This is a genomic window from Saccharothrix deserti (assembly GCF_009769385.1).
Lineage (GTDB): Bacteria > Actinomycetota > Actinomycetes > Mycobacteriales > Pseudonocardiaceae > Actinosynnema > Actinosynnema deserti.
Genome location: NZ_VKAB01000016.1, coordinates 126,584 through 152,517 on the forward strand (window position 1 = coordinate 126,584; position 25,934 = coordinate 152,517).

The window sequence follows — 25,934 nt, forward strand, 5'->3', positions numbered from 1 at the left end:
GATCAGTCCGACGTAGACCCGGTCGGTGAACAGCCGCCCGCAGTCGCGGACCGTGCCGAGCAGGCCGTCGCCGCGCCGTCGAGCTTCACGACTTCGGCGTCGAGTGCCTTGCGGGACAACACGTCCCGCGCGGCGTCGTAGAGCCCCTCGCCGGTCAACGCGAGGATCGGCGGGGTCAGCGGGCCGTAGCCCTTCTCGTCCTCGATGTCCTGGCCGAATGCCCGGTACCAGCTGTTCGACGCCCGGATCGCCTCGGGTGTGGAGTAGGCGTGCGCGTAGACGGCCCGGTCGAAGTCGCCGATGGCGGCGGGATCGGGCGTCGACTCGTCGTGCACGAAGTCGATCAGGTACCGCGAACGCCCGGTGATCAACTGCTCCGGCAGCCCGCGGAGCTGGTTGAACGCGAACCACCACAGCAGCGGCCGTCCGGGTCGGGGCAGCACGGTGTGCTGGAACCAGCTCTCGTCGGGGTGCATCACGTCCAGCAGCGCGATCCGGCGCGCGGCTTCTGGGTGGTTGGCCGCGAAGCTGTAGGCGACGAGGGCGCCGATGTCGTGACCGGCGATGTCCACCTGTTCGTGTCCGAGGTGGCGCGCCAGCGCGAGGACGTCGGCGGCCATCGTCTTCTTGTCGTAGCCGGATTCCGGCTTGCCCGAGGAACCCATGCCGCGCAGGTCGACCGCGATCACCTGGTGCCGCTGCGCGAGTGACGGCATGATCTTGCGGAACTGCCACCAGGTCTGCGGCCAGCCGCCGAGCAGGAGCAGCGGGTCGCCCTGGCCGCCGATCACGTAGTGTAGGTCGGTTCCGTTGACCTCGGCGTGCCGGCTTTCGAAGTCGCCGTCCAGCGACCGCGCGAGTTCGGCATCGGACGGTACGGAAGTCATGTGAAAATCCTTTCCGGAATGGACATTCCGGGGGGCGTGCGGTCAGGAAGTCGGGTAGAAGGCGTTGATCTCGGCCAGGACGCGGTCGGGTGCTTCGTGGACGAGGAAGTGCCCGGCGCCCGGTACGTCGTCGGCGGTGGCATCGGGGGCGGCGTCCTGGATGGACGGCAGCGTGAACTGTGCGAGGCCGGCCTGGGTGAGCAGGCGGACCGGGATGGTCAGCGGGGTTTCCTGCAGGGCGGTGTTGTCCGCCTCGTCCTGGGGCCAGACCCGGTAGAGCTCGAAGCCGGCGTGCAGGACCTGCGGGCGGGAGAACACCCGGACGTACTCGGCCAGCTCGTTGTCGGAGACGGGCTCGGCTTCGCCGGACTTCATCGACTGGAGGAAGCGGGTGAGGAAGGTCTCGACCCGGTCGGTGACCAGTTCCTCCGCGAGCGGGTACTGCTTGTTGAAGGTGAAGTGCCACGACAGCGGTTCGAGGGTGGCGAACTTCAGGTTCTTGCCGGGCAGTCCGTAGTCCATGAGGAACAGTCCCGCCGCCTGTTCGCGGTACTGGGCGGCGAGCGCGTAGGCGACGCCGACGCCGAAGTCGTGGGCGACGACCTGCACGTTCTCGCGGTGGCCGAGGCGGTCGAGCAGCCGGTGGACGTAGGTCGCCAGGACCGTCCGGGCCATGGACGGCGGGTTCCCGGTCGAGTCGCCCATGCCCGGCAGGTCGATGGCGATGACGGTGCGGCCGGGCAGCAGCGAGGCCATGACGTCGCGGTACACGTACCAGCTGTGCGGCCAGCCGTGCAGCAACACCATGACCTGCGGTCCGTCGCCGCCGACGACGTAGTGCATCTGCACGTCGTCGACGGTGGTGAAGCCGTGCCGGAAATCCTCGTTGAACTCCGCGTCGTCCCTGGTCGCCGTGTCGTAGCCGGGGCTGAGCGGCTCCTCCGAGTCGACGGCGCCGACGGTCGTGGGTGCTCCGGTGGAGGTGGTCATGGTGTCATTCCTAAGTGGATGGTCGGCGACCGTGCTGCGCGTGTGACCGGTGGCGTGCGCCGTTCCCGGTCCTGGATCAGGCGTCCTCCCCGCCCTGCAGGTCCAGGGCTCGGCCGGCCTCGGCCAGGTCGCAGTAGTCGCGCCAGCCGGTGATGAGGCCGTCGGTGACCTCGAAGACGCCCATGACCCGCACGGGACCCACGCGCCCGCCGATGTGGTACGTGTCGGTGCGTTCGTTCATGACCACGTTGCCGGACGCGACCTGGTGGTGGGTCTCCCAGTGGGTGGCGTCGAAGGTCTTCAGGAAGGCCGCGAAGGCGTCGCGGATGGCGGCACGGCCGACGACGGGCTCCAGCGGGATGTTGTGGTAGACGACGTCTTCGGCGAAGTACGCGCTGAGCTGGTCGGGATCGGGGTCGGGCACGTTCCAGCCCTGGACGAAGGCACGGACGATCTCATCGGGACTCGACATTCGCTTGGCTCGCTTTCCTGGGGTGCCGATGGCTGAAACCCCAACCAGAAAGTTGGACGGCGTGCAAGCTTGGATGTTGTTCAGTTCTGGACGGCATCCACTGGTGGCTGGTCTTCGCTGGGCGTGAGCATGATTTCGCAGTCGAGCACGATCGGTTCGATCGCCCGTTCGTCGGCGGCCGACTCCGGCCACCGGTGCAGATCCCGGCGCAACGCGATCAGGTCGCCGTCGACGTCGGCGGCGGCCTGACCGATGGTTGCGGCGACCGCGTTCCCGGTCACGACGGTCGCGTGTAGCGGTGCTTGACGCCGACCGGGAAGTACTCCGGGTCTCCGGTCGGGCGCAGGACCACTCGGGGCAGTTGGCGTTCCGCCGGGACGTAGTGCGCGAACTCGCTGTTGAGCCGGACCAACTGGTCCCGGATCGATGCCGCCACCAGGTCCGCGTCACCGGTCCGCCCGGGAGCCAGTTCGACCGTCACCCGCAGCGCGGTGTTCTCGTCGGAGTCCGCGACCGTCTCCAGCACGAACTTACCGGTCACGAAGTCGCTCACGCCCGGCTGCTCCAAGCCGACCGTCACGTTCTCGGGGTAGACGTTGGCGCCGAAGAACGACACCGTGAACAGCGAACGCCCGAAGACGTAGACGAACGGCTCGTCGTTGTCGAAGTCCGGCGTGAAACCGTTGCGGGCACAGAAGTCCAGCATGTCCGCATGGGACACGAGACCACCCTCGTCCGCGATGTGGTAGCGGATCAGGGGCACGCCGTTGTCCCCGGAGAACAGCAGGGTTCCCCGCTGCTCCTCGAAGAACCGGCTCGTCGGGTCGTACTGGACCAGGGTCGGCAGGCGCGAGTCGCCGAACAGCTCGCGCGAGAGTTCCGGCCGTCCGGCCAGGAAACGCCGGATCGACACGGACAGCGGGGTTTCGTTGCCGAGCACGCCACCGTCCGCCGTCCCGTACAGGGATGCCGTGTCCCGCACGGGATCGGCCATGCCGAGCCGCCGGCCGACGAGGTCACGCCACTGCTCGCTGAAGACCTCGCCCGCCAGCACCAGTTTCACCGCGTGCCGGGACCAGTCGAACCCGGCGGCCAGACCGGTGTCCACCACGTCCTTCACGAACGGCGGGTAACCCAGCAGCACGACCTGCTCGAAGTGCCCGGCCAGTTCCGGCAGCACACGCAGGATCTCCGCCTTGTTGTTGCCCGGCGCGACCACCGTGATCGGGTAGCCCTTCCCCATCGGTCCGAGCAAGCGCAGGCACGACATCGTGTACAGGCCGCCGACCCATGTGCCCAGCGGGAAGCAGACAACGGCGAGGGTGCTGCGTTCGTGCGCCCGGAAGGCGTCGCGGAACACCTGTTCGAAGCGGCGGGCGACCGCCCTCTCGTCGAGCAGGGAACGCGGCCACACGGTCGGTTGGCCGCTCGAACCGGACGACACGGCCACCATGTCGCACCCGTCGAGCCTGCCGTCGCGGCACAGCTCGGGCAGCGGGTAACGGCGGTGGTAGTTCTCCTTGTCGGTCAGCGGAAGGCCGCGGAAGGCGTCCACGGTCCTGATGTCGTCGGGCCGGATGTCGTGCTCCGCCAGGAACTTGCGGTACGCGGGCACCGTGGCGGCCACCCGGTGGAACAGCTCCAGCACCGGCGCCTCCTCGGTGCCGTGCGGCGAGTAGGACCGCATGTCCACCACCTCCCGTGCCGCGCGATCCACGTCCATGGACCCCACTTTAGAGCGGACGGACTCCGGGTCTGGCGTGTGGAGACCCGGAGTCCGTGCGGTGGCGTCGGTTCGGAGCGGGGCGTCAGTAGCCGTAGCGGTTCTTCAGGTGTCGCCACCAGTCGCGCAGCATCCAGAGGTCGAAGTCGGTGATCGACGCCGAACTGCCCGCCTTCATGATGAAGTTGTTCACGCCGGACGGCGTCCAGTCGTAGAAGTCGTCCAGCCCGTAGGTGTGGCCGATCTCGTGCAGGAGGATCGTCACGTCGTTGCTGTTGAGGCTGTTGACGAAGTACTCGCTGCCCATCCGCTGGCCCCAGTCACCACCCGCGCCGCCACCCATGCCGGCGGTCAGCCACAGCGACTGGTCGTAGTGCCGCGGCGTGCCGCCGGGGCAGTTGGGGTAGGTGCCGTTGCGGTTGAAGAACCGCCCGCACCCCTCGGCGCACTGCGGCGCGTTCTCGCGGATGTCGTTGACGTAGATGTCGACGGAGTTGTCCGACCACTGCAACTGGTTCCGGTCGCGCACCGCCCAGCCGACGACCTTGATCGGCACGGAGGCGTACGGGAAGTTGTTGTGACCGACCATGGCGTCCGTCCACTTCTTGTACTGCTGGGCGAGCTTGGCGTGGATCTGGTCGCGCAGCGCGGCGCTGACCGGGGCCGAGGAGTCCCAGCGGACGCAGAAGTTCAGGTACCCGCCGTTGGCGAAGATCTGGTCCCAGCCGTAGTTGCGGAACCCGTACAGGTCGCCGTAGGTGCTCTCCTGGTGCTGCCACACCTCGTTGAGCGGGGTGACCAGGTTCGCGGGCGGGTTCCAGCCGCTCCCGGTCGGCGGGGTGGTCGTGGTCGTCGGCGGCGTGGTGGTCGTGGTGGTGCTGGTCGTAGTGGTGCTGGTCGTAGTGGTGCTGGTCGGTGCGGTGCCGCCGGTGCACGTCGTGCCGTTGAGCGCGAACGAGGCCGGGACGCCCGGGGTGCCGGTGCCGTTGAACCCGAAGTCCGCGGTCCCGTTGGTGGGCAACGACCCGTTCCAACTCACGTTGGACGCCGTGATGTCGGCCCCGTTGGCGGTGAACTCGGCGTTCCAGCCCTGCGCGAGCCGGTCGCTGCCGGGGAACCGCCAGGCCAGGCGCCAGCCGTTGATCGGGTCGCCGAGGTTGCGGATGGTGACGTTCGCGCTGAACCCGCCCTGCCACTGGCTCTGGATGCGGTAGTCCACCGAGCACCCCGGGGCGGCGGACGCGCCGCCTTCGACGGCGAGCAACCCGACGACCACCAAGGGGACCGCCGCTGCGACGGCCGCAGCGCGCCGTGAATGCGACCAGCCTGTTCGTCTGAACACCTCGTGCTCCTTCGAATCGTCCGGCGACACTGCCGGTGCGGGTTCGTGAGCGGCGGCGTGAAAACGTGAGGGTAACAGCCGAAAAGGTTTCTGGGAGCGCTCCCGGGCGGGTTGCCCCCAGCGGTCAGGGGACGAACGTCTCGTAGATCCCCCGGCCGAAGGTCGCCGCCACGAGCCGGTGGTTGCGGCCGTCGTACTCGATGTCGTCGACCGGGACCCGGGGCATGTCGTGGCCCAACCGGAGCCAGCGCCCGGCCACGAACGCGTCGCCGACGAACACGCCTTGGTCCGTGGCCACGTACAGCTGCCCCGCGCGGCCGAGCACGACGTCGTTGACCGGGGCCGACGGCAGGTTGCCCGAGATGTCGGTCCACCGGGCGCCCGCCGAACGGGTCGCCAGCACGTGGGGCTCCGACGAACCGGACCGGTAGCCGGACAGCGTCACGTACGCGGTCGCGGCGTCACGTTCGGACACCGCGATCCGGGTCACCCACGGTTGGCCTTCGAGCACCTTCGTCCAGGTGGCGCCCAGGTCGCGGGTGATCCACACCCGGCCGTCGTCGGTGCCGACCCAGATCGTGCGCGGGTCGGACGGTGCGGCGGCGACCGTGGTGATCGTGCCGAACGGGTAGCTGTCCTGGCCCGGCCCGCCGGTCAGGTCGGGGCTGATCGGCGTCCACGTCACCCCGCCGTCGGCCGACCGGTTGAGCCGGTTCCCGCCGTAGTACAGGACCTCCGGGTTCGTCGGGTCGAACTGCACCGGGGTGAACCAGTTGCGCCGGTCCGCGGTCGTGCCGGGGGTGAAGTAGTCCATCGTCGTGCCACCGTCGGTCGACCGGAAGCAGTTGCCGTACTGGTAGCAGGCGAAGACGTTGTCCTTGTTACGCGGGTTGATGATGTTCTCCTCGCCGTCACCGCCGAGGTACTCGTTGAACGCCGGTCCGCCCCACGACCGCAGCGACCCGTTGTCCTGGGTGCCGCCGGAGACCCGCGTGACGTCCTGCGGGGTGATCGCCACGCTGTAGAACTGCGTCCACGGCTCGTGTTCGGCCTTGACCCAGCCGCCGTCGCCGTCGGCGTCCGACCGGTACACGCCGCCGTCGTTGCCCAGGTAGACCCGTGCCGGGTAACGGGGGTCCCAGACCATGGCGTGGTGGTCGACGTGGATCGAGGCGTCGTCCGCCGTCCAGGTCTCCCCGCCGTCCTTCGTGGTCAGCAGCGGGACACCGGCGACGTGCACGTGCCGAGAGTCGTCCGGCGAGACCCAGACCTTGCCGAACCACCAGCCGAAGGTCGACTGCGAGGACTTCAGCACGTCCGGCTCGGGCAGCCGCGTCCAGTTGTCACCGGCATCGGCCGAGGTGTAGAAACCGGCGAACGGGCCCGCGGTGCTGTTGACGATCACGTACAGCCGGCCCGGTTCGGACGCCGAGACGCCGATGCCGATGCGGCCGACGTCGGGCCCGGCGGACGGCAGCCCACCCGCGAGCCGCTGCCACGTCAGGCCGCCGTCGACGGACCGGAACACGCCGGAGCCCTCGCCGCCGTAGACCCGCTTGACCGGAGTCCGCCGGTGGTCCCACAGAACGGCGTACACGCGCTTGGGGTCGGCCGGGTCGATCTGCACGTCGACCGCGCCGGTGAACTCGTTCGCGACGTCGAGCACGCGCTGCCAGCTGCCGCCACCGTTGGTGGACAGGTACACGCCCCGGTCGCCACCCGGGCTGTACAGCGACCCGTTGGCGGCGGCGAAGAGCCGGTCGGGGTTCGTCTTGTCGATCGCGATCCCGCCGATGGTGCCGGAGTCGCGCAAGCCGGTGTTGTGCCAGGTGTCGCCGCCGTCGTTGGAGCGGTAGACGCCGGTGCCCTCGTAGGTCACGCTGCCGCCGCCCGGGTTGGGCTCGCCGGTCCCGACGTACAGCGTGCCGTCACCCGCGGTCGCCACCGCGCCCATGGCCTGGGTCCAGTTGTCCGGCCACGCCGGTGCGAAGGTGCGCCCGGCGTCGGTGGACCGCCACAGCCCGCCGCTCGCCGCGGCGGCGTAGACGGTGTCGGCCCGCCGCGGGTCCAGCGCCAGGCTCACGATCCGGCCGCCGATGTTCGTCGGACCGATCGAGCGCCAAGGCGCACCGGCGGAGGGAAGGCTGTCGGCCTGGGCGGCGGCGAGGTCATGTGCGTGCCGCGGGATGGTCTCGCCACGGACGGCCTTCTGCAGGAACCGGTGCTCGGCGGGGGCCGAAGGCCCGCGGACCGGGCGGTACTCGCCGGGCTGTCCGGTGCCGGGTGGGTCGGCGGCGGCAAGCGCGGGCAAGGGCGAGATCACCATCAGGGAGCAGATGGCGACCAGTAGACGGCGAACTCGCATCGGGATCCCCCAGCGGTGAGCGTCAGCACAGCCGTCGCGCACGTTAGGGGACCCCGTGTCCGGACGACATCCGAGATCGTCGGAGGTTCTTGACAGTTGACCCCCGGAACCCCGAATCGCGGGACGCGAACGCGGAGAAGCCGGTCGGGCGTTCGCCTGACCGGCTTCTCCGTGCGGCTGCCGCTTACTCGGCGGTGCGACGGCGGCGCAGCATGAACAGCGCCAGGCCGCCCGCGCCGAGGAGGACCAGGCCGATCACCAACGGGACGGTGGTCGAGGCGCCGGTGTCCGCCAGGTCCGACTCGTTGCTGACCGGCACGATGCCGGTGGTCGTCGTGGTCGTCGGCAGGGAAAACGTCGTAGTCGTCGTCGGCGTGGTCTCGCTCGGCGTCGTCGTGGTGGTCGTGGTGGTCGTCGTCGGCTCAGTGGTGGTCGTCGTGCCGACGGTGGTCGTGGTGGTGGTTGTAGTGGTGGTCGATGTGGTGGTGGTCGTCGCGGGCGTGGTGGTGGTCGTCGTCCGCGTGACGCACGGCGGGGTCTTGAGCTTCTTGGTGAACGAGAACTGGTCGCCGTCGCTCGCCTTCACCGTGATGGTGAAGACGTGGGCGACGTCGCCCGGTCTGGTGAACTTCTCCTCGTAGGACTGGCCGAACTTCTGGTCCTTGAGGGTCTCGTCGCCATCCTTGATCTTGATGGTGTTCGAGTCGCCGCGCGCGTACGACTTGAGTTTCACGGAAAGAACGGCCTTCTCGTCCTTGCACTCCGCCTTGAGCTCCGGCACGTGCGCTGAGGCCGGGGCCGTCATCGCCAGCATGGCCACTGCCGCGGTGGCCGTCACCGCGGACAGGCCGAGTGCTCTGCGGGCGATCCGTGCGAACTCCATGAAGGTCTCCTGTATCGGCTTGAACAGCGGTCATCGCGGGGCGGTACTTAGCCGTACGGGGGCAACCCCTACACCGTTCATCCGGGTAGATCACCATTCGGCAACGCTGGGGACACGGCCTGATCATCCGGGCCGACGGTGCCGCCGACGCCGACGTAGTACCCGACCACCGAAACCCGGGACCGGGGGCTTGCGCTGGTCGAGGACGGTCAGGTCCGGTCGTCGACGCCGGGCCTGCTCGACGATCTCCTCGGCGGTCGCGGTCAACCACAGCAGGTGGATGGTGCCCCCGGGTGGATCGCCGAACATCAGGAAATCCCACGGCACCAACGTCGGTCCCGGCCCGGTGTCGGCCGGATCGATGTCGGCGACATCGAGGGTGTACACGCGAATCCGGCCGGCGTCGCGCCACGGCACCAGGCGCGGAGCGGACCACCACTTGGCCGACTCGTAGAACCACACGCCCTCGCCGTCCATGGCCAGCACGCGTCGGCGCAGCACGGCGTTGCCCGGACGAATCCCGGCGAGCAACGCGACCACAGCGGGCAGGCACAGCATCAAGAGCGCGGCGAACAACGCGATCAGGAACGAGCCGAGGTCGTCCGCGGACCGGAACACCTCGGCGATCCACGACGGGGCGGTCAGGACCAGGATCGCCAGCCAACCGAGGCCGGCGATCAACAAGGCACCGCTGACCAGACCACCGATCCGCAGTCGCATTCGAACCACGAACGTCCCGTGCCGGGCCGGACCACGCGGAACCGCCATACGTCAGGCTCCGCCGTCGGAGTCGAACAGGGGTTTCAACGTGGCACCGATCAGAACGCCCTCCAGATAGCCGGCTCCGGCCCCGATGCCGATACAGGCCCAGGCCGAAAGACCCGCATGGGCGAGTGCCAGCAGAGGCACGGCGGCGGCGAAGACCAGGGTCCCCGCGAGGCCGGCCAGCAAGGAAACGGTGAACGATGGCGTGAACCGGTCCACCGTCGCGACCACGAGCCGGAACGCCACGTGGGCCGTCACGATGACGACCACTGCCTGGACTCCGTCCAATCGGGATCCCAGAGCCACGACACCGACGCCCGCCGCACCGACCACCAAGATCGTCGCCAGCGCGGCAACCGCTTTCGGGGAGGCGCCGGGAATGTTGTTGACGCCGTGCGAGATGGCATAGGCACTCAGTCCAGAGACCCCACCACCGATCAGAGGCAAGATCCACCACGAGGACGCCGGGAGCAGCGGGGTGGCGAGCACCACCGCTGCCATGCCCAGCAGCAAGCCGGCAAGCGGAACATCCTTCACGGGTAACTGTGTACACACCGATTCCGGTGGAGTGCTCGACCACGGCCGGATGCTGCCAACGCCGCGTCGGCGTCCCGCCGGTGGCGACAGGCCATGCCGACAGGGCGCCCGAAGTTAAGAACACTTGACATGGTGTCAAGCTGGCTTTACGTTGGCCATGTCAAACATGTTGTACATCGAAGCTCCGCTCGACGACGCCTTCCGATACCCGAGGGCTGACCACCGCACACCACCCGGCCGCACGAGGAAACCGCCTCGTGGGCTCTGTTCAGCACACCCAAGGGGAAGTCATGAGCTCACCCAAGCGCGCGGCGAGAGTCGCGGGCGTCCTCTACCTCCTCCTCGCCGTTCTCAACGGCGCAGCGGAGATGTACGTGCGGGCCACGATCGTCCAGCCCGGCGACGCGGCTGCCACGGCCGACAACGTCGTCGCGCACGCCACCCTGTTCCGCCTCGGCTTCGTGGGCGACCTCGTGGGCATCGCCTGCCTGCTCTTCGTGGCCATGGCCCTGCACCGGTTGCTCGGGCACGTCGACAAGAACGCCGCCGCGGCCATGGTCGTCTTCGTGACCGTCGCCGTCGCGCTGATGTGCGCGAACCTGCTCAACCACTTCGCCGCGCTGATGGTCGCCACCGACGGGTCCTTCGCGACGGCCTTCGGCCCTGACGGGTCCGACGCCCTGGTGCTGATGTTCCTCGACCTGCACCACAACGGATACCTGATCGCCCAGGTCTTCTTCGGCCTGTGGCTCCTCCCGCTCGGGCACCTGGTCCGCGCATCGGGTCAGTTCCCCAGGTCGCTCGGTGTCCTGCTGGCGGTCGGGTGCTTCAGCTACCTGGTGGACCTGCTGGCGAAGTTCCTGCTCCCCGACCTCGGGGCCGCCGCGTCCCCGTTCGTGCTGGCGCCCGCGGTCGTCGCGGAGCTCTGGATGATCGGCTGCCTCCTGCGCAACAGCGTCAAGGAGGACACCCGGCCAGGCGGACTCGTCCCCGCCGCGGCCTGATCCGAAGCACGGCGACGTCGGTCATCAGCAGACGGACGATCTTCATGGCGAACTGTCGCGGTACACCGAAGCAGGCGGCCTCGACCGCACCTGATCGCTACAGTTCGACCATGGCCGTGCTGGAGATCTCCGATCTGGTGGCGGTGTGGGATCCGGTGACCGGCGAGCGCCTTCCGGTGCACCGGGGCGAGGTGATCGCCCGGCTGCGCGAGGTCGGGGACGAGCGCGCCGCCCGGATCGTGCAGCGGATGCCCGTGACCGGCGAGTTCCTCGATCCCGTGGCGGTGGACCGGCTCCTGGTCCGGGTTCACACCGAACTGCAGCGGCTCAACGAAGAACTGCACATGGCACAGCGGTTCACCGAGATCCTGGTGCCGGTGCTCACCGCCGTGCGGGCAGCCGGGAGCCGACCTCGGATCGTGGACATCGGTTGCGGTATCGGGTTCATGGTGCGCAGCCTGGCCGCCTCCGGCGTGTTGGGCACCGATGTCGAGTTGGTGGGCGTGGACTTCAACCGCGCCCTGGTGGACGAGGCGACCAGGCTCGCCGAGGACGAGCAGCTCCCGTGCACGTTCGTCTGCGCGGACGCGTTCGCACTGGCCGAGGAGGCCACCGTCTACCTGTCGAGCGGGCTGCTGCACCACTTCCCGGCCGACCGGCTGGCCGAGTTCTTCCGCGCCCAGGACCGCGCCGGCACGCAGGCGTTCATCCACTACGACATCGCCGCGACCCGACTGGCCCCGTTCGGGGCCTGGCTGTTCCACCGAGCCCGGATGCGCGAGCCGCTCGGCCGCCACGACGGCGTGGTGTCCGCGATGCGCGCTCACGGCGACGACGTGCTGCTGTCCGCCGCGGCGCACGCCGGTGGGATGGACGCGTTCCTGTTCGAATCGCCCAAGTACACCAATCCGTTCTGCGCGGCGATGAGGCCGGTCGTCGGCCTGCGCCCGGCGTTGACCGGCGATTTCCGCCGTGCCCTGGGACGCCGGGCACGCGGGCTGGTCGCGGCGCGGGCGAAGGTGGGCTGAATGGCGACGACGGTTCCGGCGGTGCTGGGCCTGCTCGCGCTCGTCGACGCCGGCTTCGCGGGTTTTCGTGCCGCCACCGGCCGCAACGCCAGGATCCGCAAGCGCTCGTACCACCTGACGGCCGCACGCCGGGGCTTCGTGGTCGGCGCCGCCGCGCTCGCGCTCGTGACGCTGCCGATCGCGGCGACCCTGGTGTTCACGGCGGATCCGGGCGCTCGTTACGACGAACTGGTCCGTGCGGGCACGCGGATGCTCCAGGTGCTGGCGCCGTTCGCGGTGCCCGTGGCGGTGTCGCTGCCGGCGTACTGGCTGCTGCCGATGAGGGGGAGCACGTTCGTGATCCTGGTGGGTCTCGGGCCGTTCACCCTGGCACGGCCGGTGGTCGTGATCGGCGCCACGGCGTGGTCGGTGGCGGGGTCGGTCGACTGGCTCGTCTGGGCGGTCGCGATCACGGCGGCCGTCGGTGTGCTGACCGTCGAGCCGCTCGTCCATCGCCGCTGGTACGGAGCTCCGGTGTGACGGCTGCCCTTGGGGCCGGGCAGCGGCCGTCAAGTCTTCACATGCCATTTGGTTATGTGGAGAATCCTTGACGATCAGTCGCCCAGCCTCCAGGAGCTCCGATGCCCAGACCACGGTCACTCGCCCTCGTGCTGGCCGCCGTTGTGTTCGCCGCGGTTCCGGCTCCCGATCTGGCGACCAGCGCATCCGCGCAGGTCGAGGACACGCTCGGCCGGGACCTCAGCGCGATCCTCACCAACCCCGGCCTCAGCGGCGCGGATGTGGGACTCGTGGTCCGCCACGCCGATACCGGCGCCGTGTTGTTCACCACGAGGAGCGACAAGCGCAGCCAACCGGCGTCCAACGGCAAGCTGATCAGCTCCGCCGCGGTACTCGACGTACTCGGTCCCGACCACCGGTTCAGCACGAGCGTGTCCGCAGCGGGCAGCGTGCGTGGCGGCGCATTGGCAGGTGATGTGCACCTGCGTGGAACCGGAGACCCGACCATGCTCGCCGCCGACTACGACGCGCTGGCCGCCAAGGTCGCGGCCGGTGGGATCAGGCTGGTCCTCGGCAAACTCGTCGCCGACGACACCTGGTTCGACTCCGTGAGGCTGGGCACCGGCTGGGCCTGGGACGACGAGCCGTACTACTACAGCGGTCAGATCTCGGCGCTGACCGTCTCGCCGGACACCGACTACGACGCCGGATCGATCATCGTGCGGGTCACCCCCGGTGCGATGGGCACGCCGGCTACGGTCACCACGGAGCCGCCCACGAGCTATGTCACGATCGCCAACACGGCTGTGACCGGCCCGCCCGGCTCGACGCCGAGCGTGTCCGTGGAGCGACGGCACGGCACCAACGTGATCAGCGTCCGAGGCACCGTCCCCGCGGGTGGTGCGGTCGAGGCGAAGTGGAGCACGGTGTGGGAACCGACCGGACTGGTCACGTCCCTGTTCCACGACGCCCTGGCTCGGCACGGGGTCCGCGTGGTCGGCGGCACGGGCATCGGCGCGACCCCGGCGGACGCCCGGCTTCTCGGCGAGCACCTGTCGATGCCGCTGTCGGGGTTGCTGGCCCCCTTCCTCAAGCTCAGCAACAACATGCACGCCGAGATCCTGGTGAAGACCGCCGGCCGGGCCGTGTACGGCGAGGGCAGTTGGAGCGCGGGGTTGCGGGCGATCTCGGCGAAGCTCGGCGGGTTGGGTGTGGATCCGACCGCGCTGTCGCTGAAGGACGGCTCCGGTCTGTCCAGAATGGACAACGCGACACCGGACCAGATGGCCGCGCTGCTGCTCGCGGCGAAGACCAAGCCGTGGTTCCAGGCCTGGTACGACGCGCTACCCGTCGCCGGGGTGAGCGACCGGATGATCGGCGGCACACTGCGCAGCCGGATGCGCGGCACGCCGGCCGAGGGCAACGTGCGGGCCAAGACAGGCACCTTGACCGGTGTGAGCGCGCTGTCCGGCTACGTGACCACCGCGGACGGCACCCCGTTGGTGTTCTCGATGATCAGCAACAACACCCTCACGTCGGCGAAACCGTTCGAGGACGCCGTCGTGGTGCGGCTGGCGGGCAACCGGAACGGCCAGACTCCGCCCACGGTCCGGATCGTGCCCGAGTCGGCGGCGGATCAGGTGCACCCCGGCAGCAGCCTTGAACTGGAATGCAGCTGGACCAAGTCCTGCTGAACCGCCGGCCCGCAGCCGCCTGACCGTCACGCGCTGTACGGAAGGTGTTCGGGCTCCACCCGTCCGAGGAGCGGCGTGCCCTTGAGGAACCGGCTCACCTCGGCGACGGCGAACTCGCCCAGGCGCCGCAGCTCGCGGCCCTGGGCCCCCGCCAGGTGTGGCGTGATGATGACGTTGGGCAGGGCGAAGAGCGGGTGCCCGGACGGCAGCGGTTCCGGGTCGGTCACGTCGAGGACGGCGGAGATGCGGCCGGTGGCGCACAACCGGGTCAGCGCCTCGGTGTCGATCAGCGATCCGCGGGCGGTGTTGATGACGACCGCGCCCTCGGGCAGGAGGTCCAGCCTGCGGCCGTCGAGCATGTGGCGCGTCTCGGGCAGGGCTGGGGCGTGCACGGTGACCAGGTCGCTGCGGCGGCAGAGGTCGTCCACGCTCACCGGCTCGGCGCCGAGGCGCGCGGCTTCGGCGGCGGTCACGTACGGGTCGTGGAGCAGGACCTCGACGTCGAACGACTGGAGCCGCCGCAGCACGAGGCGACCGATCCGGGAGGCGCCGATGACTCCGACGGTGCAGTGGTGGAGTCCGGTGCCGTCCCCTGACAACCAGTCCCTCGGCGCGCCCTCGACGGCGGTCGCGTACCGCCTGGCGCGGCTGAACGCCTGCTTCGCGCCCAGGACGAGCATGGCCATGGTGTAGTCGGCCACCGGGACGGCGTTGACATCGGCGGCGGACGACACGACTAGACCGCGCTCGAACACGACGGGGTCGAGGCGGGCCTTGACGGTGCCGGCGGCGTGGACGAGGACGCGCAACCCCGGCGCGGCGGCCAGCACATCGGCATCGACGCGCGGGCACCCCCACCCGGTGATCAGGATGTCCGCTTGCGCCAGGGCCGCGGCGGCGGCCGGGCCTTCGAACGAGGTGAACGTCGTCGCCGGGTCGATGTCGACCAGTTGCCGCAGCCGGGTGACGAGGTCGGGAGGGAAGACGTCGCCGAGCGCCCAGGGTGCGAGGGCGAAGACCGCGACGGGGCGCCGTGACACGGAGTGAGCTCCCATCAGTGGATCAGGCAGCGACCAATCGATGTAAACGTTTCCACATGAAGTCAACTCTACGCACAAGTGCTCCTCGCTCACAACGCTCCTCCAAGAACCTGTCCACCGCAGTGACGTGCGGCTAGAGCCCTGCCGTCCGCAGACGAGCGGTTGACGGACGTCATGTAACCGTTTTAGCTTGATGAACATTCTGTTTCAGCTCGGCACCGCGAGAGAGGCGTTGGACGTGAGCATGACGCGGGTCCGCGGCGGCACTGGTGGAACCAGCCCTCCGGTCGAAGAACCACCCACCCGGTCCAAGGAGGACGGCTCGCGGCCCGGCCACCTGCGCCGCATCCGGGCCGACCGGGTGCTGCTGATCATCGCGGTGCCCGGCCTGGCGTACTTCCTGTTCTTCCACTACGGCGCGCTGTTCGGGAACGTGCTGGCCTTCCAGGACTTCGTCCCGTTCCTCGGGCTCTCGGGCAGCGAGTGGGTGGGCCTGGCCCACTTCGAGCGCATGTTCGGCGATCCGGAGTTCTGGAACGCGGTGAAGAACACGCTGGTCATCGCCGCGTTGCAGCTGGTGTTCTTCTTCCCCGCACCGCTGGCCCTCGCGCTGCTGCTGAACAGCATCGTGGGCGACACCATCCGGCGGTTCGTGCAGAGCGTGGTCTACCTGCCGCACTTCCTGTCGTGGGTGATCGTCGTCGCGCTGTTCCAGCAGATGCTGGGCGGCGCGGGCGTGGTGAACGGGTGGCTGTCGGACCTGGGCATGGGCGGCATCTCGGTCATCGGCAACCCGGACGCGTACGGGCCGCTGGTGATCGCGCAGCTCATCTGGAAGGAGTGCGGCTGGGCCACGATCATCTTCCTGGCGGCGCTGTCGCAGGTCGACGAACAGCAGTACGAGGCCGCGGCGCTGGACGGCGCGGGCTGGGGACGGCGGCTGTGGCACGTGACGCTGCCCGCGATCAGGCCGGTCATCGCGCTGCTGCTGGTGCTGCGGCTGGGCGAGTTCCTGTCGATCGGGTTCGAGCAGTTCTTCCTCCAGCGCCAGTCGGTGGGGCCGGAGACCGGCGAGGTGCTGGAGACGTTCGTCTACTTCACCGGCTTCGCCAGCGGCGATTTCGGCTACGCCGCCGCGGTCGGGCTGTTCAAGGGCGTGATCGGCGTGGCGCTCATCTACACCGCCAACAAGGTGGCGCACCGGCTGGGCGAGCAGGGGGTCTACCAGCGATGAGCAGGACAGGTACACCGGCCTGGATGGGCCGCCCCACCCCCGCGGTGCGCGCCGCGAAGGCCGTCGCGTTAACCGTTGTCGTGCTGCTGGTGATCTTCCCACTGTGGACGGTCGTGGCGACGAGCCTGGCCAGCCCTCAGAACGTCATCGAGAACGGCGGCTGGGTGATCTGGCCGGAGGACTTCTCCTTCGGCGCGTACACCGAGATCCTGCAAGGCGGGATCATCACCCGCGCGCTGCTGGTCAGCACGGCCATCACCGTCGTCGGCACGGCGTTGAGCCTGACGTGCACCATCGGCCTCGCCTACACGTTGAGCAGGCCGAAGGTCTACGGCGGCAAACCCCTGCTGCTGCTGGTGCTGTTCACGTTCCTGTTCCCGCCGGGGATGGTGCCGCTGTTCCTGGTGGTGCAGAGTGCCGGGCTGTTCGACCAGTACGCCGCGCTGATCCTGCCCTTCCTGGTCAACGTGTTCAACCTGGTCGTGATGCGCGGTTTCTTCCAGTCGATCCCGTCGGAGCTGATCGACGCCGCGCGGATCGACGGGGCCGGCGAGTTCGCGATCCTGCGCAAGATCGTGCTGCCGCTGTCCAAGGCGGTCATCGCGGTGATCGGCCTGTTCTACGCGGTCGCGTACTGGAACCGCTTCTTCGAGGCGATCATCTACTTCAACGACCAGACCAAGTGGCCGATCGGCACCGTCCTGCGGCAGTACGTCACCGGCGGCGCCTCCCTCGCCGAGACCTCCGGGGAACTGGCGACCGCTTCACCGCAATCCGTGCAGATGGCCGTCGTGATGCTGGCGACGCTGCCCATCGTGTGCGTGTACCCGTTCGTGCAGCGCTACTTCGTCAAGGGCGTCGTCACCGGGGCCTTGAAGGCCTGAGTCCTCCCATCCTCCCACCGGAACCACTCCTTTCGGCGCCACGCCGGGAGAGGAATCTCGTCATGGATCACCGCATCGACCGCCGTTCCCTGCTGCGGCTCGCGGGTACCGGCGCGCTCGGCCTGGTCGCCGCGCCCCTGTTCACGGCGTGCGGGAGTTCGGCGGGACGCGACGGCGTCTCCAACGCCGGCAAGGACCTCACCCCCTGGCCGGCCTACGTGCCGTTCACCGGGCCGACCCCCGACTCCCCCGGCGACGCGTCCGGCGTGCAGCCGCTCTACCTGAAGTACCCCGAGAAGCTCACGCGGTCGGTGAACAACCCCGTGGGTGACGGCTCGGACGTCTCGGTGATGGTCGTGTCGTTCGGCGCGCCGCCGAAGCCGGTCGGCGAGAACCAGTACTGGCAGGCGATCAACAAGGCGCTCAACGTCAACCTGAAGATCACCGTCGTGCCCGACCCGGAGTACGGGCAGAAGATGGCCACGCTGATGGCCTCCGGCGAGGACCTGCCGGACATGATCATGTTCACGAACCTGGCACTGCCGCACGCGGCCGAGTTCATCCAGGCCCGCGCCGCCGACCTGTCGGAGTTCGTCGGCGGTGACGCGGTCAAGGAGTTCCCGAACCTGGCCAACATCCCGACCTACGCCTGGCAGGGCATGGGCCGCATCGGCGGCAAGATCTACGGGATCCCGCTGGAACGGCCGATGCCGGGCAACAGCCTGTTCGTCAACCGCTCGGCCATGGAGGCGGCGGGCATCCCGAAGGACTGGACGACCGAGCAGTACCTGGAGGCCATGAAGGAGCTGACCGGCGACCGCAAGTGGGGCGTCGGCTGGTTCAAGACGCTGTTCAACGGGATGGGCGCGGTCACCTACCACGCCGGCTCGTTGGGCGCGCCCAACACGTGGTCGGAGGAGGGCGGCAAGTTCACGCACACCATCACCACGCCGCAGTTCGAGCAGGCCCTGGAGGTGATGCGCAAACTGGTCGAGACCGGGACGCACTACCCCGACAGCCTCACCGTCAGCTCCACCGACATGCAGAGCTACTTCCACAACGGCACGGTCGCCTCGATCGGCGACGGCTTCGGCTCGGTGAACCTGTCCACCCTGACCAAGATCAACGGTCGGTTCGACCTCGACCTCGGCCGGCCGTACGGGCCGCAGGCCACGCCCTGGCAGAGTGCCGGCGTCTTCGGTCACGTCACCATGAAGAAGGCCGAGCCCGCCCGGATCAAGCTGCTGCTGCGCATCTGCGACTACCTCAGCGCGCCGTTCGGCACCGAGGAGTACGAGCTGGCCAACTACGGCTTGGAGGGCAAGCACTTCACCAAGGACGCCGACGGCATCAAGACCACCGAGCTGTACAAGCAGGAGAACAACTCGCTGCTGCCGACCAAGTTCATCGGTGTGGCCCCGTCGGTCCTCTACCTGCCCGGCAACTCCAACGTGGCCAAAGCCGTCCACGAGTGGCAGAAGGCGACCCTGCCCAAGAGCGTGCGCAACCCCGGCACCGGACTGCGCTCGGCCACTGATGCGAGCAAGGGCGCCCAGCTCAACCAGATCATCGGGGACGGCATCGCGGCGATCGCGTTCGGCCGCAAGCCGCCGTCGGCGTGGAAGGACGTCGTCGCCCAGTGGCGGCAGGCGGGCGGCGACAAGGCGGCCGAGGAATTCGCCTCGGAGTACGCGGCCAACCAGTGACGCCGGATCCCTGCCGTCCCCGTGGGAATGTCAGCCTGCGGGGACGGCTCGGCGTTCGCAGGTGGGGGTGTCGCCCAGGGTGACCGTGACCGTCTCCGCCACCGTCTCCGCGCCCGGCAGGTCCAGGACGACCAGGTCGCCCTCGACGCGCACGCCGGGCGCGGGCGGCTCCTCCCCCGTCACCGCGAGCTGCACGAGGCTCACGTAGACCGTGGTGCCGCCGGGATGCGCGTCGGCGATCACGTACGGCGTGGCGGAGTGCGTGCCGAAGGCGTTGGCGCCCTCCGCCGTCACCAGGCCCGCACCCGTGTAGCCGTGCAAGGCCCGGACGGCACTGCTCAGCCCGTCCGGACGCCGGGCCAGCGCCACGCCGTCCCGTTCGCGCAGTTCGAGCGGGACCGGCGCGGCCAGGGCGTGGCCTCCGTCCCTGACCTGGTGCCCGGCCGGGGCCGTGACCTGGTGGATCCTGATCTCCGCCGCGCCGTGGACCACCGAGGCCGTCAGCACGCGGACGGGGCCGTCGCGGTAGGCCGAAGCGGCGAAGCGGTCCGACACGGTCAACGGCTCGATGCGCCGCCTGGAGGAGGCTGTCCCATCGGGCGCGATGACGGCCAGGTGGTTGTCCACGCCCGACGCCTTCTCCCCCACCTCGGGTCCGGTGTGGCTGGTGTAGCCGAACTTGAGGTAGTGCGGGTCGGGCACACCGTGCGGGTCCTGGACGCGGTCGCGGTCGCTGCCGTGGTTGACCAGCCGGACGACGCCGTCCGAGCGGGTGGCGTGCAGCAGCCAGCCGGGCGCGGGCATCGTCACGAACTGGTCCGCCAGGTCGACGGGGGCCGCCTCCTCGGCGTCCGTCCAGACCGGGTGGTCGGGCGGCAGCAGCAGACCGAGGAACGCCTTGCTCGCCCAGTACGGCGACGCCGGACCCGAGTAGTCCTGCGCGGTGGGCAGGAACGGGTCGTACCAGCCCAGGGTGAGCAGCCCGCGCTCGTCCGGCACGCCCCGCTCGGTGAAGTGGCGCAGCACGCCACTGGCGATGCGCCGGGTCCGGCCGGGCGGAAGGGGTGACGCACCGGTCAGCGCGCCCAGCCACAGCGGCGCCACCGTCGCGAACCGGTAGGTCAACGAACGTCCCTGGTGCACCGGCCCGCCGTCGGCGGCGAAGAAGTGCTGGTACTGCTCCAGGAAACGGCTCAGCCGCGCGGCGTAGAGCTCCTGCCGCCCGGTGTCGCCGGCCATCCGCGCCCACAGCGACGTGTACAGGTGCATCGCCCAGCCGCAGTAGTAGTCGAAGTTCTTGCCCTTGCCGTCGGAGTACCAGCCGTCGCCGACGTACCACTCCTCGACCCGCTCCAAGCCGCCGGTGATCTCACAGGTTTCGTGCGGCCCGCCCACCTCGGCCAGGAACTGCTCGACGATCACCCGGAACAGCACCCAGTTGTTGTCCGGTGTGCGCCGCCCGATGAACCCGGCCAGCCAGGCCACCACCCGTTCCTGCTGGGCGGACGACAGCCGGTCGAACAGCCAGGGCCGGGTCTCGTGCAACGCCAGCGCCACCGAGGCCGCCTCGACGAGCTGCTGGGACATGTCGGTCAGCGCCGGCCAGGCGTACGGGTGTGCCGGGTCCGTCCCGGTGACCAGGCCGTTCCCGTATCGCTCCAGCAACACGGTCGGGACGGCTTCGCCCGCTCCGCCGATCCTGCTGCCGGCGATCCTGAAGGCGGCGAGCAGGAACGTGCGGGCGAAGCCCTCCAGACCGTCGCTCACCGGCCCTGACCGGCTCGCCCTGCCGGGCAGGCGGAACTGGGCGAAGCCGTCCGTCGCGGACGGCACCACGGACGTCAGCAGCTGATCCGCCACCGCCTCCCAATGCGCCCGGGTCCAGCCGGTGTAGCCGGACAGTCGTTCATCGGGCGATGGCAAGCTCAGTGGCATCAATGGCTCCTACGCTGGGAACTGGGCGAGACACTGGATGGGCGACCAGACCATTGTTTAACCGTTTACTACGGTTTGATAGCAGCATGACCTGGTATGCCTGTCAAGAAACCACGCCTCGCGTGGTATACGTTTACACGAGACCTTGCAGCAGCTGTTCCGGTGTCAGGTGGAGGTGGGATGGTCCGGCGCGCGGCGTCCGACAGCGAGGGGCGGCGTCCGACGACGATCCGTGACGTGGCCGCGCACGCGGGCGTGTCCGTCGCCACCGTCTCCCGGATCCTGTCCGGCACCTACCCCAGCGCACCCGCCACCCGCAGCAAAGTCATGCGAGCGGTCCGCGAGCTGGACTACGTGGCCAACGCCAACGCGCGCGGACTGGCCGGCGCGAGCAGCCGCAGCGTCGCCATCATCGTCAACTCGGTCATCTCGCCCCACTACGCCCACGTCGCGCAGGGCGTGCAGACGCAGGCCGCGATCGAGGGCAAGCTGTGCATCGTCGGCACCACCGGCAGTGACCCCGAGCGCGAGTTCGCCACGGTCCAGCTCATGCGCGAGGAGCACGCCGAGTGCGTGATCCTCGTCGGCAACGTCGTGGCGGACGACGCCTACCGCGCGCGCATGGCCGAGTACGCCCGCGCACTGGCGCTCGCGGGCTCGCAACTCGTCCTGTGCGGGCGCCCGGAACTGGGCCCCGACGTGCCCGCCCTCGTCGTCGAGTACGACAACACCGGCGGCGCCCACGCCATCACCAGCCACCTGCTGTCCGCGGGCCACCGGCGCATCCTGTTCCTCGGCCGCCGCGACAGCTACACCACTCCCGAAAGCCGCATCCTCGGCTACCGCAAAGCCCTGGCCGACCACCACGTGCCCCACGACCCGGGCCTGGAGGTCGAAGGCCGGATGGATCGGCGCGAGGGCTACCGGATGGTCCGCGAAAGGCTCGCCTCGGGACCACGCGACTTCACGGCCGTCTTCGCCTGCAACGACCTCATCGCGGCCGGCGCCCGCCAGGCGTTGCGCGAGCACGGGCTGCGCGTCCCCGACGACGTCTCGCTGGTCGGCTTCGACGACCTGCCGCCTGCCGCCGACATCGACCTCACCACCGTCCACGTGCCGCACGAGGAGCTGGGCCGCACCGCCGTGCGCATGGCCCTCGAACGCGTGCGGGACAAGTCGGACATGGCCGAGCACGTCATGCTCGGCACCCACATCGTCATCCGCGACTCGGTTCGCCCCGTCATCCGCACTGACTGATCCCGACCCGGTAGCGCGTGCCGCCAAGCCTCGGCGGTCGGGCTGTCCGGGGTGGCGGTGTAGACGTTGAGGGTCAGGCCCGGCTCTGACGGCAGTTCCATCGCTTCGAAGTTCAGGTCGACAAGCCGGCAGGTGCGGTCTGTACCGCGCGCGGCCGTCCCGTTCGCGGCCGTGCCCGCCGGTTGCCACGGCGCGGTCCACGGCCAGGACCGGGTGGCCGGTCGCGGGGTCTCCGGTGGTTCAGGTTCTCGTGTCGACAACACTTCCACCGGAGACCCCGGCTATCCGATCAACGCCGCGATGGCTTCGCCGACCGTCACCCGACGTCCGAACACCACTTGGAACTCGGCGGTCGGGCTAGAACTTGACGGTCGCGCACGCCACTCGCGGGCCGGCCGTGCCCGCCTTGCCGGCCTCGGTGCTGGTCTTCTGGGCGTGCACCACGACGGAGCCCGCACGGCGGTCGGCGAACCGCCACGGCACGGCCGTCTTCACGACGGCCCACCCGCGGTGGTCGGTGGTGAAGTCGAGCCAGATCTCGTTGTTCGGGTTGGCGTACGCGGGATCGACGGACGGCTGGTTGGGGTCCACCACGTGCTGGTGGTGCGCGCCGGAGTCGGCCGCCGCCGTGCCGCACGGCCGCTGGTGCGCGTGAGCACCGTAGGTCCGGTTCGGCACCAACCCGTGGACGCTCAGCAGGACCTTGGTCGACTCGCGCGCCGGCACCGCCATCACCATGGCTTTCGCCCCGACCGGCACGAGCGCCGGGTCGTAGGTGAACGCCTTGGTGGCCGCGTCCGGCGCCTCGAAACTCGCGACCGTCACCGCCATACCGCGATCGAAGCCCGGGTCCGCCGACGCGGCGGGAGTGACGGCCGCGCACAGGACGACGGCACCGACAATGGGAAGGAGAAGTTTCACGGAAGCCGACGCTAGCAAGATGATCGTGAGCACCCCAATGAGCGTTTCCCTAGATTCGGGTGCCACATCACGACCGGGCGGGACAATCACGCCAGGATTTCAGGAACTCACGCAGTCGAGCAGGAGGAGCTACTGGGGGATCCCGGGTGGGGCGGTGCTCTTCCGGACGGTGAGGGTGGTGGCGAGTTCGAGTCGGAGCTGTGGTGGTTTTTCGCCGCGGCCGAGGGCGAGGGCGAGTTCGGTGGCGGCCGTGGCCATCTCGGTCAGGGGTTGGTGGACGGTGGTCAGCGGGGGGTCGAGCAGGGCGCGGGCGGCGGTGTGGCCGGCTTCCTGGGTGAGGTCGGTGCGCACCATGAGGTCGGGGTGGACGGGCAGGTTCGCGGCGTCCATGGCGGAGCGGTAGCCGTCGACCCGGGCGCGGGTGTCGGCGGACACCCCGGACCGGCCGTTGATCACCTTGGACACGGTCGGGACCGAAACCCCGGCCGTCTCCGCGATGTAGGAGATGGTGACCGGCTTGGACGAACCGCCGCGTGGGTGCTCCCGATCGGCCGCCGGATCACCCGACTCGGTGTGTGACAAGCCTGTTCCTCCTCGCCGGCCGGGCCCTCGTGTTCGGATCCGGGCGTATCGGCCGCCCGTGCCGCGGCAGGTCAGCCGACCGGCTCGTCCTCCGTGGCGATGTCGACCGGCTCGTAGTCGAACCAGTCGAAGTGGACGGTGCCCGCCGCGGCGTACATCCCGATGACGCGGCCGGTGAAGCCACCGGCGACCTCGGTCGACAGGTACCGGCCGTCGAGCGCGCCGAGAGCGGTGAAGGTTCCGTCCGGCTCCTCGACGCCGAAGGTCAGGGTGTCGGGGCCGGTGCGGGCGTCGCTCAGGGTCTGCGTGGCGGTCACCTCGACGCCGAGCACGACCGGTCCGGCGCACGAGCGTTTCTCCGGTTCCCCTGGCAGGAAGGTGCACGGTGTTGACGATGCCGACAAGACCGCGTCCCAACAATCCCCCGGTCCTCGCGACCCGCGGCACGGCTGGTGACACTCGCCCTGGCGGTCGTCATGGCCGCCGTGATACCCGCCGTCGCGCGGGCTGAGGTAGCCGCACCGTCGGGGTTCTCCAGTTCCCCGGCGGCGCGCAGCATCGTGGCGGCGATGCAGCCCGGCTGAGGGCTGGGCAACACCTACGACGCCATCGGTGCCGACGAGACCGTGTGGGGCAACCCGCCGGTGACGAGGGCTTTGTTCAAGAAGGTCAGGTCGGAGGGTTCAAGAGCGTCCGGATCCCGGTGACCTGGGAAGGCCGCCAGGGCGGGGCGCCCGGCTACGCGATCGACCCGGCGTGGCTGGCGAAGGTGCGGCAGAGCGTCGACTGGGCGTTGGCCGAGGGTCTGTACGTGATGATCAACCTGCACCACGACTCGTGGATGTGGATCAACCAGTACACGACCGACCGTGACGCCGTGCTGGCCCGGTACACCGCGACCTGGAACCAGCTCGCCGCGACCTTCCGCGACGCCTCGGACCGACTGGTGTTCGAGAGCATCAACGAGCCGACGTTCAGCGGCACCACCGGCGACGACCAGAACTACCAGCTGTTGCGCGAACTGAACGCGGAGTTCCACCGGATCGTCCGCGGGTCCGGCGGCCGGAACACCACCCGCCTGCTCGTGCTGCCCACCCTGTACACGAACGCCGACCAGCCCCGGCTCGACGCGCTGGCGGCCGAGCTCACCGCGTTGGACGACCCGATGGTGGCCACGACCATCCACTTCTACGGGTTCTGGCCGTTCAGCGTGAACATCGCCGGGTACACGCGGTTCGACGCCGCGTCGGAGCAGGACCTCGCCGGCACCTTCGACCGCGTCCACAACACCTTCGTCGCACGCGGCATCCCGGTCATCATGGGCGAGTACGCCCTGTTCGGCATCGACCCCAACTTCCCCGGCATCGTGGAGCGGGGCGAGATGCGGAAGTTCTTCGAGTACCTGGGCCACTACGCCCGCACGCGGAAGGTCACCACGGTCATCTGGGACGCCGGCCAGTTCCTGAACCGCTGGACGCTGGAGTGGCGCGACCCCGAGCTGTTCGGCCAGATCAAGTCGAGCTGGACGACGCGTTCGGGGACCGCCTCCGCCGACCTGGTGTTCAACTCCAGGTCGAGCGGGATCACCAGCAAGACGATCACCCTGAACGAGAACGGCACCAACTTCCAGGGGCTCCGGCACGGCAACCGCGACCTGGTCCGGGGCACGGACTACACGGTCTCCGGCAACCAGCTGACGCTGACCGCCGCCGCACTCACCCGGCTGAGCGGGGACCGGGCGTACGGGGTCAACGCGACGCTGCAAGCCCGGTTCTCCCGCGGCGTCCCGTGGCGCATCGACGTCGTCACCAACGACACCCCGGCCCTGTCGAACGCGACCGGGAACACCGGCGGCTGCGGCCCCGACGGGTGGTCCCGTTGCTTCGCCGTCCCGACCGACTTCCGCGGTGACGTGCTGTCCACTATGGAGGCCAAGTACGACGACGGGAGCAACGCCGGTCCGGCCACCTGGACCTCGTACCAGCAGTTCGGCGCCGCGTTCTGGGCGGACCTCCCGAACAACGCCATCGACTTGACGCACGAGTTCGTCAAGTCGATCAACGACGGCGCGCGGGTGACGCTCACCTTCCACTTCTGGAGCGGCGCCGAGGTGACGTACTACGTCACCAAGTCGGGAACCTCGGTCACCGGCACGACCGGCTGACGGTTCGCGTGCGCGAGCGGGCG

25 protein-coding genes are annotated in these 25,934 nt (G+C 69.5%); 10 read left to right on the plus strand and 15 right to left on the minus strand.

Features of this window, described 5'->3' with window-relative positions; all coding sequences use genetic code 11:
• Positions 1-2: 2 nt before the first annotated feature.
• The 10 genes from FM051_RS25830 to FM051_RS25875 form a co-directional block, all read right to left on the minus strand.
• On the minus strand, positions 3-887 hold the full coding sequence (locus FM051_RS25830; protein ID WP_158847687.1) for an alpha/beta fold hydrolase: 885 nt from the start codon (positions 885-887) through the stop codon (positions 3-5).
• A 42-nt stretch (positions 888-929) separates the two neighbouring features.
• On the minus strand, positions 930-1,877 hold the full coding sequence (locus FM051_RS25835; RefSeq protein ID WP_158847689.1) for an alpha/beta fold hydrolase: 948 nt from the start codon (positions 1,875-1,877) through the stop codon (positions 930-932).
• 76 nt (positions 1,878-1,953) lie between these two features.
• Complete coding sequence (locus tag FM051_RS25840; protein ID WP_158847691.1) at positions 1,954-2,349, minus strand: nuclear transport factor 2 family protein; 396 nt, start codon at positions 2,347-2,349, stop codon at positions 1,954-1,956.
• A gap of 80 nt (positions 2,350-2,429) precedes the next feature.
• On the minus strand, positions 2,430-2,630 hold the full coding sequence (locus FM051_RS25845; RefSeq protein ID WP_158847693.1) for a hypothetical protein: 201 nt from the start codon (positions 2,628-2,630) through the stop codon (positions 2,430-2,432).
• Positions 2,627-4,072 carry a phenylacetate--CoA ligase family protein gene (locus FM051_RS25850; protein WP_238412649.1) on the minus strand — a complete coding sequence of 482 codons (1,446 nt, stop codon included), beginning with the start codon at positions 4,070-4,072 and terminating at the stop codon, positions 2,627-2,629. The genes FM051_RS25845 and FM051_RS25850 overlap by 4 nt, the downstream gene beginning before the upstream one ends.
• A gap of 85 nt (positions 4,073-4,157) precedes the next feature.
• Positions 4,158-5,414: a cellulose-binding domain-containing protein gene (locus tag FM051_RS52020; RefSeq protein WP_238412650.1), complete on the minus strand. Its 1,257-nt coding sequence runs from the start codon at positions 5,412-5,414 to the stop codon at positions 4,158-4,160.
• A 124-nt stretch (positions 5,415-5,538) separates the two neighbouring features.
• The gene (locus tag FM051_RS25860) at positions 5,539-7,779 is read right to left on the minus strand and encodes a WD40/YVTN/BNR-like repeat-containing protein (RefSeq protein ID WP_158847695.1); all 2,241 of its coding nucleotides are present in this window, start codon (positions 7,777-7,779) and stop codon (positions 5,539-5,541) included.
• Positions 7,780-7,963: 184 nt separating this feature from the next.
• Positions 7,964-8,662, minus strand: a complete 699-nt coding sequence (locus tag FM051_RS25865; RefSeq protein ID WP_158847697.1) for an LPXTG cell wall anchor domain-containing protein — start codon at positions 8,660-8,662, stop codon at positions 7,964-7,966.
• A 123-nt stretch (positions 8,663-8,785) separates the two neighbouring features.
• Positions 8,786-9,382 (minus strand): hypothetical protein, encoded by a 597-nt coding sequence (locus FM051_RS25870; protein WP_158847699.1) that lies wholly within the window; start codon positions 9,380-9,382, stop codon positions 8,786-8,788.
• 51 nt (positions 9,383-9,433) lie between these two features.
• Positions 9,434-9,964, minus strand: coding sequence for a hypothetical protein (locus FM051_RS25875; protein WP_158847701.1), 531 nt, complete (start codon positions 9,962-9,964; stop codon positions 9,434-9,436).
• A gap of 290 nt (positions 9,965-10,254) precedes the next feature.
• Between FM051_RS25875 and FM051_RS25880 the strand changes: the two genes are divergently transcribed.
• The 4 genes from FM051_RS25880 to dacB all read left to right on the plus strand — a co-directional run bounded on the left by FM051_RS25880 (position 10,255) and on the right by dacB (position 14,188).
• A complete protein-coding gene (locus FM051_RS25880; RefSeq protein ID WP_158847703.1) occupies positions 10,255-10,968 on the plus strand; it encodes a DUF4386 domain-containing protein in 714 nt (237 codons plus the stop codon).
• A 110-nt stretch (positions 10,969-11,078) separates the two neighbouring features.
• Positions 11,079-11,996: a class I SAM-dependent methyltransferase gene (locus tag FM051_RS25885; protein WP_158847705.1), complete on the plus strand. Its 918-nt coding sequence runs from the start codon at positions 11,079-11,081 to the stop codon at positions 11,994-11,996.
• Positions 11,997-12,515, plus strand: a complete 519-nt coding sequence (locus tag FM051_RS25890; protein ID WP_158847707.1) for an oxidoreductase — start codon at positions 11,997-11,999, stop codon at positions 12,513-12,515. It abuts the gene before it with no gap.
• A 101-nt stretch (positions 12,516-12,616) separates the two neighbouring features.
• Positions 12,617-14,188 carry a D-alanyl-D-alanine carboxypeptidase/D-alanyl-D-alanine endopeptidase gene (gene dacB, locus FM051_RS25895; protein WP_158847709.1) on the plus strand — a complete coding sequence of 524 codons (1,572 nt, stop codon included), beginning with the start codon at positions 12,617-12,619 and terminating at the stop codon, positions 14,186-14,188.
• 26 nt (positions 14,189-14,214) lie between these two features.
• Here the strand turns inward: dacB and FM051_RS25900 are convergent, their stop codons facing one another.
• Complete coding sequence (locus tag FM051_RS25900; protein WP_202919020.1) at positions 14,215-15,228, minus strand: hydroxyacid dehydrogenase; 1,014 nt, start codon at positions 15,226-15,228, stop codon at positions 14,215-14,217.
• Between the two features lie 193 nt (positions 15,229-15,421).
• Between FM051_RS25900 and FM051_RS25905 the strand changes: the two genes are divergently transcribed.
• The 3 genes from FM051_RS25905 (at position 15,422) to FM051_RS25915 (ending at position 19,052) form a co-directional block, all read left to right on the plus strand.
• Positions 15,422-16,462, plus strand: coding sequence for an ABC transporter permease (locus FM051_RS25905; protein WP_202919021.1), 1,041 nt, complete (start codon positions 15,422-15,424; stop codon positions 16,460-16,462).
• 23 nt (positions 16,463-16,485) lie between these two features.
• Entirely contained in the window at positions 16,486-17,346 is an 861-nt protein-coding gene (locus FM051_RS25910; RefSeq protein ID WP_202919022.1) for a carbohydrate ABC transporter permease, read from the plus strand.
• Between the two features lie 62 nt (positions 17,347-17,408).
• A complete protein-coding gene (locus tag FM051_RS25915) occupies positions 17,409-19,052 on the plus strand; it encodes an extracellular solute-binding protein (protein ID WP_158847715.1) in 1,644 nt (547 codons plus the stop codon).
• 30 nt (positions 19,053-19,082) lie between these two features.
• Here FM051_RS25915 and FM051_RS25920 read toward each other — a convergent pair whose 3' ends face one another.
• A complete protein-coding gene (locus tag FM051_RS25920) occupies positions 19,083-20,987 on the minus strand; it encodes a DUF2264 domain-containing protein (protein WP_158847717.1) in 1,905 nt (634 codons plus the stop codon).
• A gap of 180 nt (positions 20,988-21,167) precedes the next feature.
• Between FM051_RS25920 and FM051_RS25925 the strand changes: the two genes are divergently transcribed.
• Positions 21,168-22,244 (plus strand): LacI family DNA-binding transcriptional regulator, encoded by a 1,077-nt coding sequence (locus tag FM051_RS25925; RefSeq protein ID WP_158847719.1) that lies wholly within the window; start codon positions 21,168-21,170, stop codon positions 22,242-22,244.
• 357 nt (positions 22,245-22,601) lie between these two features.
• Here FM051_RS25925 and FM051_RS25935 read toward each other — a convergent pair whose 3' ends face one another.
• The 3 genes from FM051_RS25935 to FM051_RS25945 form a co-directional block, all read right to left on the minus strand.
• Entirely contained in the window at positions 22,602-23,165 is a 564-nt protein-coding gene (locus tag FM051_RS25935; RefSeq protein WP_158847721.1) for a superoxide dismutase, read from the minus strand.
• Positions 23,166-23,294: 129 nt separating this feature from the next.
• Positions 23,295-23,747, minus strand: coding sequence for a LacI family DNA-binding transcriptional regulator (locus tag FM051_RS25940; RefSeq protein ID WP_158847723.1), 453 nt, complete (start codon positions 23,745-23,747; stop codon positions 23,295-23,297).
• Between the two features lie 71 nt (positions 23,748-23,818).
• On the minus strand, positions 23,819-24,079 hold the full coding sequence (locus tag FM051_RS25945; protein ID WP_238412651.1) for a beta-xylosidase family glycoside hydrolase: 261 nt from the start codon (positions 24,077-24,079) through the stop codon (positions 23,819-23,821).
• A gap of 120 nt (positions 24,080-24,199) precedes the next feature.
• Here FM051_RS25945 and FM051_RS53280 point away from each other — a divergent pair, with 120 nt between their 5' ends.
• Together FM051_RS53280 and FM051_RS25950 are read left to right on the plus strand one after the other, a co-directional pair.
• Positions 24,200-24,331 carry a hypothetical protein gene (locus FM051_RS53280; RefSeq protein ID WP_274383717.1) on the plus strand — a complete coding sequence of 44 codons (132 nt, stop codon included), beginning with the start codon at positions 24,200-24,202 and terminating at the stop codon, positions 24,329-24,331.
• Between the two features lie 119 nt (positions 24,332-24,450).
• Positions 24,451-25,911 (plus strand): cellulase family glycosylhydrolase, encoded by a 1,461-nt coding sequence (locus tag FM051_RS25950; RefSeq protein ID WP_238412652.1) that lies wholly within the window; start codon positions 24,451-24,453, stop codon positions 25,909-25,911.
• Positions 25,912-25,934: the final 23 nt, after the last annotated feature.

Excerpts from the sequence above, each read along its gene's own strand:
- FM051_RS25830 (WP_158847687.1), bottom strand. The coding sequence starts at position 887 with ATGACTTCCGTACCGTCCGATGCCGAACTCGCGCGGTCGCTGGACGGC.
- FM051_RS25835 (WP_158847689.1), bottom strand. The coding sequence starts at position 1,877 with ATGACCACCTCCACCGGAGCACCCACGACCGTCGGCGCCGTCGACTCG.
- FM051_RS25840 (WP_158847691.1), bottom strand. The coding sequence starts at position 2,349 with ATGTCGAGTCCCGATGAGATCGTCCGTGCCTTCGTCCAGGGCTGGAAC.
- FM051_RS25850 (WP_238412649.1), bottom strand. The coding sequence starts at position 4,072 with ATGGACGTGGATCGCGCGGCACGGGAGGTGGTGGACATGCGGTCCTAC.
- FM051_RS25860 (WP_158847695.1), bottom strand. The coding sequence starts at position 7,779 with ATGCGAGTTCGCCGTCTACTGGTCGCCATCTGCTCCCTGATGGTGATC.
- FM051_RS25865 (WP_158847697.1), bottom strand. The coding sequence starts at position 8,662 with ATGGAGTTCGCACGGATCGCCCGCAGAGCACTCGGCCTGTCCGCGGTG.
- FM051_RS25870 (WP_158847699.1), bottom strand. The coding sequence starts at position 9,382 with ATGCGACTGCGGATCGGTGGTCTGGTCAGCGGTGCCTTGTTGATCGCC.
- FM051_RS25880 (WP_158847703.1), top strand. The coding sequence starts at position 10,255 with ATGAGCTCACCCAAGCGCGCGGCGAGAGTCGCGGGCGTCCTCTACCTC.
- FM051_RS25885 (WP_158847705.1), top strand. The coding sequence starts at position 11,079 with ATGGCCGTGCTGGAGATCTCCGATCTGGTGGCGGTGTGGGATCCGGTG.
- FM051_RS25890 (WP_158847707.1), top strand. The coding sequence starts at position 11,997 with ATGGCGACGACGGTTCCGGCGGTGCTGGGCCTGCTCGCGCTCGTCGAC.
- dacB (WP_158847709.1), top strand. The coding sequence starts at position 12,617 with ATGCCCAGACCACGGTCACTCGCCCTCGTGCTGGCCGCCGTTGTGTTC.
- FM051_RS25905 (WP_202919021.1), top strand. The coding sequence starts at position 15,422 with ATGAACATTCTGTTTCAGCTCGGCACCGCGAGAGAGGCGTTGGACGTG.
- FM051_RS25910 (WP_202919022.1), top strand. The coding sequence starts at position 16,486 with ATGGGCCGCCCCACCCCCGCGGTGCGCGCCGCGAAGGCCGTCGCGTTA.
- FM051_RS25915 (WP_158847715.1), top strand. The coding sequence starts at position 17,409 with ATGGATCACCGCATCGACCGCCGTTCCCTGCTGCGGCTCGCGGGTACC.
- FM051_RS25920 (WP_158847717.1), bottom strand. The coding sequence starts at position 20,987 with ATGCCACTGAGCTTGCCATCGCCCGATGAACGACTGTCCGGCTACACC.
- FM051_RS25925 (WP_158847719.1), top strand. The coding sequence starts at position 21,168 with ATGGTCCGGCGCGCGGCGTCCGACAGCGAGGGGCGGCGTCCGACGACG.